This is a genomic window from Nocardioides sp. NPDC051685 (assembly GCF_044453405.1).
GTDB lineage: Bacteria > Actinomycetota > Actinomycetes > Propionibacteriales > Nocardioidaceae > Nocardioides.
In genome coordinates, this window is record NZ_JBITCR010000002.1 from 495,522 (window position 1) to 508,909 (window position 13,388).

General features: G+C 69.4%; 14 protein-coding genes. 3 read left to right on the top strand and 11 right to left on the bottom strand.

Annotated features, from left to right (window positions below):
* Nucleotides 1-4: 4 nt before the first annotated feature.
* From ACIA03_RS07540 to ACIA03_RS07555, 4 genes are all read right to left on the bottom strand, one after another.
* On the bottom strand, nucleotides 5-1,261 hold the full coding sequence (locus tag ACIA03_RS07540; RefSeq protein ID WP_396980811.1) for a cytochrome P450: 1,257 nt from the start codon (nucleotides 1,259-1,261) through the stop codon (nucleotides 5-7).
* Nucleotides 1,262-1,397: 136 nt separating this feature from the next.
* Nucleotides 1,398-1,805, bottom strand: a complete 408-nt coding sequence (locus tag ACIA03_RS07545; RefSeq protein ID WP_396980813.1) for a hypothetical protein — start codon at nucleotides 1,803-1,805, stop codon at nucleotides 1,398-1,400.
* A gap of 250 nt (nucleotides 1,806-2,055) precedes the next feature.
* On the bottom strand, nucleotides 2,056-3,225 hold the full coding sequence (locus ACIA03_RS07550) for an acyl-CoA dehydrogenase family protein (RefSeq protein WP_396980815.1): 1,170 nt from the start codon (nucleotides 3,223-3,225) through the stop codon (nucleotides 2,056-2,058).
* 17 nt (nucleotides 3,226-3,242) lie between these two features.
* Nucleotides 3,243-4,028, bottom strand: a complete 786-nt coding sequence (locus ACIA03_RS07555; RefSeq protein ID WP_396980817.1) for an enoyl-CoA hydratase/isomerase family protein — start codon at nucleotides 4,026-4,028, stop codon at nucleotides 3,243-3,245.
* A gap of 130 nt (nucleotides 4,029-4,158) precedes the next feature.
* On the opposite strand from ACIA03_RS07555, the gene ACIA03_RS07560 reads away from it, so the two are divergent.
* On the top strand, nucleotides 4,159-5,286 hold the full coding sequence (locus ACIA03_RS07560; RefSeq protein ID WP_396980819.1) for an acyl-CoA dehydrogenase family protein: 1,128 nt from the start codon (nucleotides 4,159-4,161) through the stop codon (nucleotides 5,284-5,286).
* Nucleotides 5,287-5,330: 44 nt separating this feature from the next.
* Here the strand turns inward: ACIA03_RS07560 and ACIA03_RS07565 are convergent, their stop codons facing one another.
* Nucleotides 5,331-6,128, bottom strand: coding sequence for an enoyl-CoA hydratase/isomerase family protein (locus ACIA03_RS07565; protein WP_396980821.1), 798 nt, complete (start codon nucleotides 6,126-6,128; stop codon nucleotides 5,331-5,333).
* A gap of 90 nt (nucleotides 6,129-6,218) precedes the next feature.
* Here ACIA03_RS07565 and ACIA03_RS07570 point away from each other — a divergent pair, with 90 nt between their 5' ends.
* Entirely contained in the window at nucleotides 6,219-6,689 is a 471-nt protein-coding gene (locus ACIA03_RS07570) for a PaaI family thioesterase (RefSeq protein WP_396980823.1), read from the top strand.
* The gene (locus ACIA03_RS07575; RefSeq protein ID WP_396980825.1) at nucleotides 6,686-7,495 is read left to right on the top strand and encodes an alpha/beta fold hydrolase; all 810 of its coding nucleotides are present in this window, start codon (nucleotides 6,686-6,688) and stop codon (nucleotides 7,493-7,495) included. Before ACIA03_RS07570 ends, ACIA03_RS07575 begins: the two co-directional genes overlap by 4 nt.
* Before the next feature lie 59 nt (nucleotides 7,496-7,554).
* Here ACIA03_RS07575 and ACIA03_RS07580 read toward each other — a convergent pair whose 3' ends face one another.
* The 6 genes from ACIA03_RS07580 to ACIA03_RS07605 form a co-directional block, all read right to left on the bottom strand.
* Nucleotides 7,555-7,761 carry a hypothetical protein gene (locus tag ACIA03_RS07580; RefSeq protein ID WP_396980826.1) on the bottom strand — a complete coding sequence of 69 codons (207 nt, stop codon included), beginning with the start codon at nucleotides 7,759-7,761 and terminating at the stop codon, nucleotides 7,555-7,557.
* Nucleotides 7,762-7,955: 194 nt separating this feature from the next.
* On the bottom strand, nucleotides 7,956-9,443 hold the full coding sequence (locus tag ACIA03_RS07585; protein ID WP_396980828.1) for a class I adenylate-forming enzyme family protein: 1,488 nt from the start codon (nucleotides 9,441-9,443) through the stop codon (nucleotides 7,956-7,958).
* Nucleotides 9,444-9,454: 11 nt separating this feature from the next.
* Nucleotides 9,455-10,474: an acyl-CoA dehydrogenase family protein gene (locus tag ACIA03_RS07590; RefSeq protein ID WP_396980830.1), complete on the bottom strand. Its 1,020-nt coding sequence runs from the start codon at nucleotides 10,472-10,474 to the stop codon at nucleotides 9,455-9,457.
* A gap of 1 nt (nucleotide 10,475) precedes the next feature.
* Nucleotides 10,476-11,633, bottom strand: a complete 1,158-nt coding sequence (locus tag ACIA03_RS07595; RefSeq protein WP_396980832.1) for an acyl-CoA dehydrogenase family protein — start codon at nucleotides 11,631-11,633, stop codon at nucleotides 10,476-10,478.
* Nucleotides 11,634-11,644: 11 nt separating this feature from the next.
* Nucleotides 11,645-12,835, bottom strand: coding sequence for a thiolase family protein (locus ACIA03_RS07600; protein ID WP_396980834.1), 1,191 nt, complete (start codon nucleotides 12,833-12,835; stop codon nucleotides 11,645-11,647).
* Nucleotides 12,836-12,873: 38 nt separating this feature from the next.
* Nucleotides 12,874-13,281, bottom strand: coding sequence for a nuclear transport factor 2 family protein (locus ACIA03_RS07605; RefSeq protein ID WP_396980837.1), 408 nt, complete (start codon nucleotides 13,279-13,281; stop codon nucleotides 12,874-12,876).
* Nucleotides 13,282-13,388 lie beyond the last annotated feature (107 nt).

Below are 13,388 nucleotides of genomic sequence, written 5' to 3' on the forward strand. Positions count from 1 at the left end.
TAACTCAGGCCGGGGTGACGGTGACGGGCAGCTCGTAGACGCCACGCGAGTAGGCGTCACGCACGTAGGTGATGGGACCGGCCGGCTCGATGCTCGAGGTCCGCTGGAAGAGCTCCTCGAACAGGACCTTCATCTCGAGCGCCGCGACGTGCTGGCCGAGGCACTTGTGCGCGCCGCGACCGAAGCTGACGTGCGGGTTCTCGATCCGGTCCGGCCGGAACTCCTCGGGCCGGTCGAAGGCCCGCTCATCGAAGTTGCCGGCGGCGAACAACATCGCGACGATGTCGCCTTCTTTTATCTGCTTGCCGTGCAGCTCGTGATCGCGGGTGGCCGTGCGGACCAGGTGGGTGAACGGCGATGCGATACGCACCATCTCCTGGATCACCGTCGGCGGCAGGTTGTCCTGGTGCGCCCGCATCCAGGCCATCGCCTCCTCGTTTCGCATCAGCTCGTGCATGCCGTGCGACATGGCCGTCCGGGTGCTCTCCGCGGCACCGCTGGCCAGCAGCGCGACATTGCCCATGATCTCCTCGGCCGACATCAACGGGTCGCCACCCTCACCAGAGGCGACCAGCCGCGACATCACATCGTCGGCCGGGTTCGTGCGCTTGAACTCAGCGAGCTCCTCGGCGTAGACCATCAAGTTGCCGATGGCCTCCATGACCTCGTCGAACGACGCCGTGATCCGGGTGTCGAACGGGGCGGCGAACTTGTCCACCCAGCCGAAGAACTTGGGCCGGTCCTCCTTGGGCACACCGAGCACGTCGCCCAGCGCCTCCATTGGCATGTTGTGCGCGATGGTGTGCACGAAGTTGAACGTGCCCTTCTCCAGAGCGTCATCGACGACTTCCTTGGCATACCGCCGGAACTTCCCCTCCAGCTTGCGCACGAAGCCCGGCGTGAAGCCCTTGGCCAGCACATGGCGCTGGCCGCGGTGGCGCTCGCCGTCAGTGGTCAGCATCGCCGGCATGCCGCCGTTCATCGGGTCGATCGGCACGACCCGCCAGATGTTCACGAAACCGCGGTCGGCCGCGTACAGCTCGGTGTTGCGGTCGACTTCCCAGATGTCCTCGTTGCGGCTGACCACCCACGCCCGGTCGATCAGCATCGGGTCATCGAACTCCTGGAGATAGCAGGGCTCCTCATCACGGAGGTGGCGGTACTGCTCCAGGGGTAAGCCGAAGGTCGTCGGGTCGCCCTCGGCGTAGGTGTCGTAGTCAAAGATCCGGATCTCCGGAGCCGTCTTGGTGGTCATCGTCATGCCTCTTCCATGGTCAGCGCGGTCAGTCAGCGGCTCGCGGGACAGTAAGGACTGAATTTTTTAGGCATCCCGTCTCAAAATGTTACGGCTGGGCGCGAAGGGGTGTCAATGTTCGCGCCGCGACATTTTTGAGACGTCACGCCTCTCGACCAAGAGAAGCCAGGTGCTCCCGATACAGGGCGTAGGCAGGCTGCAGTGCCGGCACCAGGCCCATCAGTTTCGCGACACCACCGCTCACCTTGATCTTGCGGCGGGCCAGGGCGACCGGCAGGTTGAGCTGGCCCAGCCAGAACTTGTGGCCATCCTCGGCCGCCATGGTCAGGTCGACCTCAGCCTCGCGACCGTCCGCCTCTGCGCCGACGTAGAGAACCGGCGGGTCCACCGTGGCATCGAGCAGGAAGACGCCGTCCGGGTCCTCGTGGATGACCCGGAACGACGTGTTGGCCGAAGAGAACTTCTTGCCGACAACCGGGTCAGTGGTCAGACCCCGCAAGAACGGGGTGAAGACTTCATACATCTCGTCGGATGAGACGAAGACGGACATCGCGCGATCCTTTCGATATGAGTACGCCACCCGACGCGCAAGGCTGCGGCGTCGGCGGGCTTCAAGGGAATGGGTCCGACGGGCTTGGACCCCAACTCCCCCACGCATTTCTGCGACTGCGTGGCTCAATATTACACGAGAATGTGACTCTCGTTACCCTCGGCGGAGACTTTTTTGAGACGATCGGCCTTTTTTGTCTCCAAAGTCCCGGATCCGGCGTCGGCGTGCGCCGAGGAGCAGCCAGAGGACGTCAAGAACGCCCAGGCCGGAGTCCGAAGGTCGACGAGATGATGTCGCGCTGGATCTCGTTGGTGCCGGCATAGATGGTTGCCGGAATGGCCAGGCGCAGGTGCCGCTCCATGTCGAACTCGAGCGTGTAGCCGTAGCCGCCCATCAACTGGACTCCCTCGAGCGCGACACGCTTGGCGGTCTCGGTGACCTTGACCTTCGCCATCGAGGTCGCCCGGACCAGCTCCTCCGGCGCACCCTCGTTGGCCGCGACGCGGCGCGCAGTGTCATAGGTCAACGCACGCGACGCCTCGATCTCGATCGCCAGGTCGGCAACACGGTGACGGACCGCCTGGAAGGAGCCGATCGGCGCGCCGAACTGCTCCCGCTCGCGCAGGTAGCCCAGCAGGTCGTCGAAGGAGCGCTGGGCCATGCCCAGGCCCTGCGCGGCACAGACGATCCGCTCGCCGTTGAGGCCGGCCATCACCTGCCTCCAGGCACCGCCCTCCTCCCCGACGACGGCCGTCACCGGCACCTCGACGTCGGTGAAGAAGAGGTCGTTCACCTCGGCACCGCCGCCCATCGTGCGGATCGGCCGGATGTCCAGGCCGGGGGTCGAGGTCGGGATCTCGAACATCGTCAGTCCGTCGTGCGGGCGATGGCCACGACCGGTCCGGGCGACGAGCAGGATCTTCGAGGCGAACTGCGCGTCGGAGCACCAGGTCTTCTGGCCGTTGATCCGGTAGACGTCGCCGTCCCGGACGGCCTTGCAGGAGATCGCGGCGGCATCCGAGCCGGCCCCGGGCTCGGAGATGCTGATCGACATCACCTCGCCCGCGCAGATCGCGCCGAGGACGTCCTTCTTCTGCTGCTCGGAGGCATAGCGCTTGTAAACGCCGGCGACGGTGTGCGACGTGCCCGCCCCGTGGACCGGGACCATGCCCCGCCACAGCTCCTCGAACAGGATGACCTGCTCGAGGATGCCCCCGCCGCTGCCGCCGTACTCCTCCGGGATCGAGACACCGAGGTAGCCCGAGGCCGCGATCTTCGCGTAGATCGAGTCGTGGTGCTGCTCGCGGTTGTCGTCGGTCAGCACAGCGCGCTGCTCGCGGGTGCCGCACTCCTTCGCCGCGAACTGGCGAACGGCCGCCGCGAACTCTTCCTGCTCCTCGGTGAAACCGCGTGCGTTCATGACCACTTCCTCCTGAGTCATCGTCCCGACCACTGCGGCGGCCGGCGCTCGACGAACGCCGTCATGCCCTCCACGCGGTCGTCGCTGGCAAACGCCAGCTCCATCAGCTTTCGTTCGGCGAGCATCCCGAGGGCGAGCGGTCCCTCCTCGGCCGACAGCACGGCGCGCTTCGCGAGCCGGACCGCGATCGGCGGGCCCGCCGCGACCTCCTGCGCGAGGGTGAGCGCCTCGTCGCGCCAGGACGCCGGGTCGACGACGCGGTTGACGAAGCCGAGGGCGTACGCCTCCACCGCCGTAACGGGACGCCCGGTGAGCACCATCTCCATCGCCCGGTGCTTGCCGATCGTTCGAGCAAGACGCTGGGTCCCGCCACCACCGGGCATGATCCCCACCTTGATCTCCGCCTGGGAGAAGGTCGCCGTCTCCGACGCCACGACCAGGTCGCAGGCCAGTGCGAGCTCGCAGCCGCCACCGAGCGCCGCCCCCGAGACGGCCGCGACGAGCGGCACCTCGATCTCGGTCAGACGCATCCAGAACCGGCTCGCCGGCGCAGCCAGCACGTCGGCGAGCGTGCGCTGGCGCATACCCTTGATGTCGGCGCCGGCGACGAAGGCCCGCTCGTGGCCGGCGATCACGACGGCACCCACCTCCGGGTCGGCGTCGGCCTCGCGGAGCACGAAGAGCAGCTCGTCCATCATCGCCGGCGACAGGGCGTTGAGCTGGTCGGGGCGATTCAGCTGCAGCAGCGCGACCCTTCCATGGCGCTCGGCGAACACTCGGGGCTCACCGCCTGAGCTGGACATCGCTTCCCTTCCGCAACCACCGCCGCAGGACCGCGCGGTCGTAAGACTTGTTTATGAACCTGCTTGTCTCAATACTAGGGAGGTGCGGAGAGTGCGTCAACCGGCACTCCCGCCCGACAGGAGGAACGCCATGCTGACCCGTACCGTCTTCGAGCCCGAGCACGAGACCTTCCGCGCGACCGTGCGCACCTTCCTCGAGGAGGAGGTCGTGCCCGAGTACCCCGACTGGATCGCGGCGGGCCGACCGTCGTCCCGGTTTTGGAAGGGCGTCGGCGCGCTCGGCGTCCTCGGCATCGGCGTCCCCGAGGAGTACGGCGGCACACCCGGCACCGACTTCCGCCACAGCGTCGTGGTAACCGAAGAGATCCAGCGACTCGGCCTCGCCATCGGCGGGTTGCGTGTCCACACCGACATCTGCGTGCCCTACCTGCTGCACCACGCCTCTGACGCGCAGCGGCGCCAGTGGCTGCCCCGCATGTGCTCCGGCGACGTCGTCGTGGCCCTCGGCATGTCCGAGCCGGGCGCCGGCTCCGACCTCAAGGCGATCGCGACCCGCGCCGAGCGCGACGGCGACTACTACGTCGTCAACGGAGCCAAGACCTTCATCTCCAACGGCGCCTCCGCCGACCTGGTCATCCTCGCCGTCAAGACCGACCCGGCCGCCGGCCGCGACGGGATCAGCCTCCTGCTCGTCGACACAACCACCACCGGCTTCGCCCGCGGCCGCAAGCTCGACAAGCTCGGACTGGCCGCCCAGGACCTCGCCGAGCTCTCGTTCACCGACATGCGGATCCCGGTGAGCGCCCGACTCGGAGCGGAGAACGAGGGCTTCCGCTACCTCACCTCGAACCTCGCGCACGAGCGACTCTCCATCGCGGTGAACTCACAGGCCGCAGCCGTCGCCGCCATGGACTGGACGGCGACCGACATCGGCGGGACCGGCGTCGGCCAGGACACGAAGTTCACGCTGGCCGCCTGCGCGACCGACGTCGCCGCCGGTCAGGCGCTCATCGACCAGGCGATCACCGAGCACGTCGCCGACCGGCTGGGCGTCGCCGACGCTGCCCTGGTCAAGCTGTTCGCGACCGAGCTGCAGGGGCGGGTCGTCGAGCGCTGCCTGTCCGTGACCGATCCAGGTTCGGCGTACGTGAGCGACTCGAAGATCGGCAACGCCTACCTGGACGGCCGCGTCAGCCGGATCTACGCAGGGTCCAGCGAGATCATGAAGGTGATCGTGGCGCAGCAGCTCGGCCTCTGAGTCGAGCCTGCCCGCGCGTCCCTACCGGTACGTGCGGGCAGGCCTCAGCGGCCGGCGAAGCGTGGGCTGCGGCGCTCCTTGAAGGACGCGACACCCTCGAGCAGGTCCTCGCTGGCCAGCGTCTGCTCCTCGAACGCGAGGGCGAGGTCGACGACCTCGTCGGCGCGCTGGCGAGAGACCTGGTTCAGGGCGCGCTTCGTTCCCTGCACGGCGAGCGGTGCAAGCCGCGCCATTCGGCCGGCGATCTCGGTGGCGGCGGGATGCGCCTCCTCCGGACCGTCGACCAGGTCGGTGACGACGCCGAGTCGGAGCGCGGTGTCGGCGTCCAGCGGGTCGCCGGTCAACAGGTGGCGGCGGGCGCGGGTCATGCCCATCGCCTGTGGCCAGACCAGGCAGCCGCCGTCGCCGGCGACCAGGCCGATCGCGACGTGGGTGTCGGCGAGGACGGCGTTGCGCGAGGCGACGACCGCGTCGCAGAGCATCGCGACGGTGGCACCAAGGCCGATGGCGGCACCCTGGACGGCAACCACGATCGGCTGCGGCAGGGCGAGGAAGGCATCAAGCAGGTGGCGCGCGTCGCCGATGATGCCGCGACGTACGTCGGCGTCCTTGTGGGCCGCCTCCATCAGCTCGAAGTCACCGCCAGCGGAGAACGCCTTGCCCGTCGAGGCCAGGACGACCGCGCGCACAGACCGGTCGGCAGCGATGTCGCGCAGCACTCGAGTGAGCTCGTGGTGGAGCTCGGGGTCGAATCGGTTCATCAGCTCGGGCCGCGAGAGCACGATCTCGCAGACACCGTCCTCGTCGGTCGAGACCCGCAGGGTCTGGTAGCCGTCGCTCATCGCGTTCTCCTTCGTCCGGCCCACCCGGGCCGTTGTTCCGCTATTATTGCGACGGTAAGGATCAATAAGCAACCGCGGCGGGGAGCAGCCATGAACACCACCACCCAAATACGCGCCATCCCGCGCCACGAGGCCACGGACGAGGAGTGGCGCGCCTGGGCCGACGCCTACCCGGCCTTCGCCTCGGCAGGCCTGCGCTGCGTGACGATGGGCCCAACGACCGCGACCTTCGCGTTTGACGGCACGCCCTTCCCCCTCAACCCGAACGGCGCCGTCAATGGCGGCATCGTCGCGCTCGCGGTCGACCAGATCATGGGCGTGATGGGCGCCAGGATAGCCCCGACGGGCAGCATGCCCGTCACCGCTGCCCTCACCGTGCACTACCACGCACCGGCGATCGAGCCCCTGCGCATGGAGGCCACCGCCCTGCACGGCGGCCGCACCATCCAGACCATCGAGGTCGTCGTCACCGACGCCCGCGGCCGGCGGTGCAGCACCGCCACCGGCACGATGTCGCTCGGCAAGCTCGAGCAGCGGATCGCCCCGGCGGTGCAGGCGTGACGCTCATCGAGGTGGAGCCCGGTGTCCACGTCTTTGCCCAGGACCTCGGTCCGAAGGACCGGCCAGCCGTCGTCCTCGTGCCGGGCTTCGGCATGACCCATGAGGCCTGGGACCGCCAGGTCCGCGTCCTCACCGACGCCGGCCACCGCGTCGTCGCCATCGACCAGCGCGGCCACGGCCGCTCCGACAAGCCCCTCACCGGCTACGACGTCGCGCGGCTCAGCGACGACCTGCTGGCCGTGCTCGACCCCCTGTCCATCGAGACCTGCTCGCTCGTGGGCTGGTCCTTCGGCGGCCAGGTCTGCTTCCGGACCGCCGCGGTCGCCCCCGCCCGCGTGCAGCGGCTGGTCCTCGTCGGCTCCAACGCGGTGCGGGCGAGCCGCAGCCTCGAGTTCCCGTTCGGCGCCCCGGCGGAGCCGACGATCGCGGCGATGGTCGACCTCGAGGTACGGGACCGCTTCGCCGCCCGTCGTACGACGATCCGGAGCGGGTTCGGGACCAACCCCTCGCCCACTGTCCTCGACTGGATGACGAGCCAATCAATGCAGATGCCCTCGTGGGCAGCCATCGCCTGCTACCGCTCCATGCTCGACACCGACCTGGTCGCCGACATCCCCGCGGTCACCCAACCCGTGCTGCAGGTGATCGGCGAGGACGACCCGGTGCACTCCGCGAAGGGCGCGCGGTGGCTCTCCGAGCAACTGGCCGACGCCCGCCTGGTCACGATCCCCGACTGCGGGCACTACCCGATGTTCGAGGCCCCGGCCGCGCTCGACCACCACCTGCTGGACTTCCTCGCCTCCTGATATGGAAGCGCCCGCCCCACGCCCGGGGCGGACGTGCGGCGAGCGAGGCTGGACTCCGATTAGCGACGAGCAGCGACCGCGTCGTGGCGGACCTCGTGACGCGTGGTTGGCGGCACTGTTGCGACCAGCCACACGCCGAAGAGCGCGATGCCGGTCACGTAGAGTCCTGACAGGTAGAACCACGGCATGTTGAAGCAGCCCGATGCCGTTGTCCACATGCCCCAACCGAGGGGAAGGTAGGTCGCCACGATCGAGGCGAGGATCACGACCGCGAGACCGACGGACGTGCCTTCGCGGATGCGTTGCTTGGCCCGGGCGGCCGCCAGCGATCCGTCGATGGTCGCGATCTCGGCGCCTCGGCCGACGAGTGAGTCCGGCCCCTGACGGGACGGCCCGACCCTTCGATCACATCTCTCTGCATCTCTTCCGCCAACCCGCGACGCCGCCCGTGTCGCTTGAGTCACGACCCGCGCAGCAGGTGCTTCTGCAGCTTCCCGCCCGCGTTGCGCGGAATGTCGTCACGGACGACGAGCCGGCGTGGGACCTTGTAGCGCGCGAGCAGAGGCGTGCAGTGAGAACGCAGCCCCTCGATGTCCAGGCCGGCGCCGACCCGGAGGGTGACGACGGCCACGACCGTCTCGCCGTACTCCTCGTGCGGCTCGCTGATGACCGCACAGTCGACGACATCGGGGTGGCTCAGGACGGCCTGCTCGACCTCGGCGGAGTAGACGTTCTGGCCGCCGGTGATGATCAGGTCCTTCAGCCGGTCGACGAGGACGAAGGCTCCGTCGGGGTCGACGCGGAACAGGTCTCCGGTGCGGAGCCAGCCGTCGCGCAGGGTCTCGGCGGTCGCCTCTGGTGCGTTCCAGTAGCCCTTCATCACGGCCTCCCCGCGGAAGTTGAGCTCGCCGACCCCACCGGCTCCGATGACCTCGTCTGAAGCGTCTACGACGCGGTGCTCGAGGAAGGGCTGCGACTGGTGGCCGGTCGAGTCGGGACGGTCACGGAGCTGGTCGAGGGTGGAGAACAGGCCGGTGGGGCCGGCCTCGGTCTGCCCGCAGAGCTGAGTCAGTGCCAGGCCGGGGAAGCGGTCGAGCAGCTCGCGGATCGTGCCGGCCGGCATCGTGGCCGCGCCGAAGACGGCGATCCGCAGCGCCGACAGGTCACAGTCGTCGATCTCGGGAGCGCGCAGCAGCTGCTGGTACATCGTCGGTACGCCGAGGAAGGCGCTTACGCGCTCGCGTGCCATGGTGCGCAGCACCGGCACGGGGTCGAAACCCGGCACCAGCACGCTGGTCCCGCCGACGACGGTGACCGCGTTGAGGAAGACGACACCGCCAGAGTGGTACAGCGGTGAGAGGTGCAGGTAACGCTCCCCGTCGCGCATTCCGAGCGACACGATCTGCGACAGCGCCGCCCAGATCGCGCGGTGGTGGTCGATCAGGACGCCCTTGGGGCGACCCGTTGTACCGGAGGTGTACGTGATGAACGCGTCGTCGTGCTCCTCGCACTCGTCGCCGACGGCCGGCTCCAGGCCGGCGGCACCGGCGACCAGCTCCACGAGATCGAAGTGGGCCGGCGGATCCGCGAGCCCGGAGAGCGCCTGATCGACGACCGCGCGGCATCCCGCGTCCGAGGCCACGACACGCGGCGCGGAGTCGCCCAGGACGTACGCCACCTCGGGCGACGCGAGCCGAGCATTGACGGGTACGACGACGCCGCCCGCCAGCAACGTGCCCAGCTCCGCGATCACGTACGACGACGAGTTCGCCGCCACGATTGCGACCCGGTCGCCCCTTGCCACGCCCTCTGCCCGGAGCAGCGCGGCCATCCGGCTAGCGTCCTGCGCCAGCCGCCCCCAGCTCCAGCGCTTCTCCCCGTCGACCAGCGCTTCGCGGTCGGGCACCCGGCGGCCGTTCTGAAGGACCAACCCTCCCAGCGTCGGCATCGGCCCGCGTCTCAGAGTCCGAGCGCCGCGGCCAGCACCGCGCGCGGCTCGCTCGTCGCGGAGGCGACACGGACGAAGCGCGCGTCGCCGAAGGCGTGCGCGATCGGGTACTCCCTCATGTACCCATAGCCGCCGTGAAGCTGCAGGCCCTGGTCGACAGCGTGGTCATGGACGCTGGCGGCGACGATGCGAACCGCGGCGGCCAGCGCCGCCGAGATCGACCCTCCCGCCAGCTCGGCCAGCGCGCTGTCGACCAGGCCGCGGGCGGCGGTCAGCTCCGCGCCCACCTCGGCGAGCCGGAACCGGGTGTTCTCGAAGGTCGCCAGCTTGCGACCGAAGACCACCCGTTCCTGCACGTAGTCCACGGTGAGGTCGAAGGCCGCGCGGGCCGCGCCCACACTGACCACCGCGCCCCACAGGTCGAGCGCAGCCAGGAGGCCGGGAGCGTCGTGCCGTGGCCGATCACGGAGCGCGGAGGGCACCACCACGTCGGCGACCGCGCCCTCGGCCCCGCCGAGCATCCGGCCGGGGACGACGTCCAGCTCGTCGCGTCCCGCGACGACGAACCGGTCGGGACGGTCCGTGTCGACGAGCACGAAGACATCAGCCACGCCCGCTCCCGGTACGCCATTCGCGCGGCCTTCGGCGGAGAGCGCGGCCACGCACCCGATCAGCTCCCCCGCGACCATCCCGGCCACCTGAGGTGCCCCGACGGCAGCGAGCGCCGGCATCACGACTCCGACGTGCCGGGCGGCGACCAGGGCGAGACCAGCCGCCCCAGTCGCCGCGATCTCCTCCACCAGCACCGCGGCGAAGCGCGGGTCGTCGAGGCCGGCGCCGCCGAGGTCCTCGGGCACCGTGGTGCCGAGGAAGCCCTGCTCGCCCGCGGCCGCGAACACCCCGCGGTCCAAGCCGCCGCCGGCACGCCACCCGTCGAGCTGCCCGACGACATGGTCGGCGAGGAAGCGGCGGACCGACTGCGCGAAGTCGGCGTGGTCGGCGTCGTACCCTGGACGCTTCGCGAGCTCCACGTCAGGCTCGCTGGTCGAATCGGCGCCCGAGGTACTCGGACGCGATCCGCATCCTCTGCATCGTCGGCGTGCCACCCGCGATCGCCCAGCCCACGGCGTCGCGGTGCATCCGGGCGATCTCGTACTCCTCGGAGTAGCCGTAGCCGCCGTGCAGCTGGATGGCCGCGTCGGTGACCCGCTTGACCATCTCGTTCGCGTAGCACTTGGCGATCGAGGCGTCGAGCTGCTTCGGGGCGCCCGTTCCGGCCTGTTCGGCGGCGCGGTAGATGAGCAGGCGTGCCGCGTCGACCTGGACGACCATGTCGGCCAGGGCGGCCTGGATGGTCTGGAACTCGATGATGTCCTTGCCGAACTGCTGCCGCTCCTGGACGTACTTCGCGGTGCGGTCCAGCGCTTCCTGGCCGATAGCGAGGCACATCGTGCTGTTGCCGAGGCGCTCGACCGAGAAGGCCGTGAACAGCTTGTTGAAGCCACCCTCAGGGATGATCACGTTCTCCACCGGGACCCGGACGTTGTCGAAGAACATGTCGGCCGACCCGATGCCCCGGTGACCCATCAGCTCCTCCTGCGGCCCGAACGTTAGTCCGGGCGTTTCCTTGTCCACGAGGACCGCGCCCATGCCCTTACCACCGGGCTGCTCGCTGAACCGGACATAGACCAGGTACTGCTCGGAGATCCCGGCACCGGAGCACCAGCGCTTGGCTCCGTTGATGACGACCGCGTCACCCTCGATTCTGGCCTTCGTGGTCGCATCGGTCGCAGCGGATCCGGCATCGGGCTCGGAGATGCTGATCGCGATGGTCTTCTCGCCGGCGGCGACCGGCGGAAGGAACTTCGCCTTCTGCTCCTCGGTGCCGAACAGGTGGATCACCCGAGCGGGACCCGCGGACGCCTCGAAGATCGGCCACGCCGCGAGGGGGTTGGCCTTGGCGAACTCCTCCTGGACGATGAGGGCGTCGATCAGCGGACGACCGCCACCGCCGTACTCCTCCGGCAGCGGCAGGGCAAGCAGGCCCAGGTCGGCGATCTTCTTACGCTCCGCCACCGGGAGGTGGGCCCGCTGCGCGTCCATCTCGCGGGCGAGCGGGGCGTACTGGTCGCGAGCCACCTTGCGGGCGAGGTCGCGCAGCTCCTGCTGCTCGTCGGTCAGCTCGAACACGGTCAGACTCCTCAGATTCGCTCGATGATGGTGGCGTTGGCCATACCGCCGGCCTCACACATGGTCTGCAGGCCGTAGCGGCCGCCGGTCGCCTCGAGGCCGTTGAGCATCGTGGTCATGAGGCGGGCCCCGGAACCGCCGAGGGGGTGGCCCAGGGCGATCGCGCCACCGCGCGGGTTGAGCCGCGACTCGTCGGCACCGAAATGGTCGGCCCACGCCAGCGGGACCGGGGCGAACGCCTCGTTGACCTCGTAGTGGTCGATCTCGTCGATGGCCAGGCCCGAGCGCTTAAGCGCCTTCTCGGTCGCGGGGATCGGGCCGGTCAGCATCCGGATCGGGTCGTCGCCGGCGACCGCCATGGTGTGGATCCGGGCCCGCGGAGTCAGGCCCAGCTGTGCGGCGCGCTCCTCGGACATGATCAGGATGGCCGCGGCACCGTCAGTCAGCTGCGAGGAGTTCCCGGCGGTGATCTTCCACTCTGCGATCTCGGGGAAACGGGCGCGGTGCTCGTCGGTGGAGAAGACCGTCGGCAGACCCGCGAGACCCTCGACCGTGGTGCTCGGGCGCGGCGTCTCGTCGGCGGTCACCACGGTGCCATCCGGCAGCGTGACCGAGACCATCTCCGCACTGGCGTCCGATGCGACCGCCAGCTCGTGCGAACTAGCCGAGAACGCGTCTAGACGCGCGCGCGACAGCCCGTACTCGTGGGCGATGATCTCGGCGGAGACACCCTGCGGCACCAGACCCGGCGCGTAGCGCTCGGCCACGCTCGGACCGAACGGGTCCATCCCGATGCGAGCGGCACCCATCGGGATCCGGCTCATCGACTCCACCCCCGAGGCGACGACGATGTCGTGAACCCCGGCGATGACGCCCTGGGCCGCGAACTCGACCGCCTGCTGGCTCGAGCCACAGGCCCGGTGCACCGCGACCGACGGCACCGACTCCGGCAGGCCGGCGGCGAGCCACGCCCAGCGGCCGACCGGGCCGGACTGCTCGCCGACCTGGCTGACGCAGCCGGTGATCACGTCATCGACGAGCACGGGGTCGATGCCGGTGCGCTCGATGAGCTGGCGCATCACCTGACCGAGCAGCTCGGCCGGGTGCAGCGACGACAGGACGCCGCCGGGCTTCCCGTCCTTGGCGGGCTTGCCGCGACCCAGCGGCGAGCGGACGGCATCGACGATGACAGCTGTAGGCATGGTTCTCCTTGTAAGGTTTCGCGATCAGGCAACAGCCGTCAGCGCAGCAGGTCCTGACACGCGGCGGTGTCCCAGTAGTAGGCACGGCACTCCTTGACGAGGCCGTCCTCGAAGGTCCAGAGCTCGAGCGCACCGCTCGGGATGGCCCTGCCGTTCGCGAGGAAGTCGAAGGTCACCTGCGCAACGACCTGGTCGCCGCCATCCACGATCGAGGTGACCGCGAGGCGGTCGGGGCCCATGGCAGGGTCGGGCGTGGCCAGGCCAGCGAACACCTTGCGGAGCACGGCCTTGCCCTCGACGCGACCGCCGTATGGCAGGCCCTCGGGCCAGTGCATGACGGCGTCCTCGTGGAAGGACTGCTCGAGGAGGGCGTCGAGCGCCGCGGCATCGCGCCCGGCGGCTGCCTCGTAGAACACGGCGACGACCTCGTGCGGCTGGGCACTCATCTGGGCTCCTCGAATGCAATGATTATTGAATCTTGTCGTCTCACAATAGCGTGATGAGTGGTCTCCGTCAAAGAGGTCTCAGCGGTCGCGCGCGGGGACCTCGTCGA

Coding starts and splice junctions, on each gene's coding strand:
- ACIA03_RS07540 (WP_396980811.1), bottom strand. CDS start 1,261: ATGACGATGACCACCAAGACGGCTCCGGAGATCCGGATCTTTGACTAC.
- ACIA03_RS07545 (WP_396980813.1), bottom strand. CDS start 1,805: ATGTCCGTCTTCGTCTCATCCGACGAGATGTATGAAGTCTTCACCCCG.
- ACIA03_RS07550 (WP_396980815.1), bottom strand. CDS start 3,225: ATGAACGCACGCGGTTTCACCGAGGAGCAGGAAGAGTTCGCGGCGGCC.
- ACIA03_RS07555 (WP_396980817.1), bottom strand. CDS start 4,028: ATGTCCAGCTCAGGCGGTGAGCCCCGAGTGTTCGCCGAGCGCCATGGA.
- ACIA03_RS07560 (WP_396980819.1), top strand. CDS start 4,159: ATGCTGACCCGTACCGTCTTCGAGCCCGAGCACGAGACCTTCCGCGCG.
- ACIA03_RS07565 (WP_396980821.1), bottom strand. CDS start 6,128: ATGAGCGACGGCTACCAGACCCTGCGGGTCTCGACCGACGAGGACGGT.
- ACIA03_RS07570 (WP_396980823.1), top strand. CDS start 6,219: ATGAACACCACCACCCAAATACGCGCCATCCCGCGCCACGAGGCCACG.
- ACIA03_RS07585 (WP_396980828.1), bottom strand. CDS start 9,443: ATGCCGACGCTGGGAGGGTTGGTCCTTCAGAACGGCCGCCGGGTGCCC.
- ACIA03_RS07600 (WP_396980834.1), bottom strand. CDS start 12,835: ATGCCTACAGCTGTCATCGTCGATGCCGTCCGCTCGCCGCTGGGTCGC.
- ACIA03_RS07605 (WP_396980837.1), bottom strand. CDS start 13,281: ATGAGTGCCCAGCCGCACGAGGTCGTCGCCGTGTTCTACGAGGCAGCC.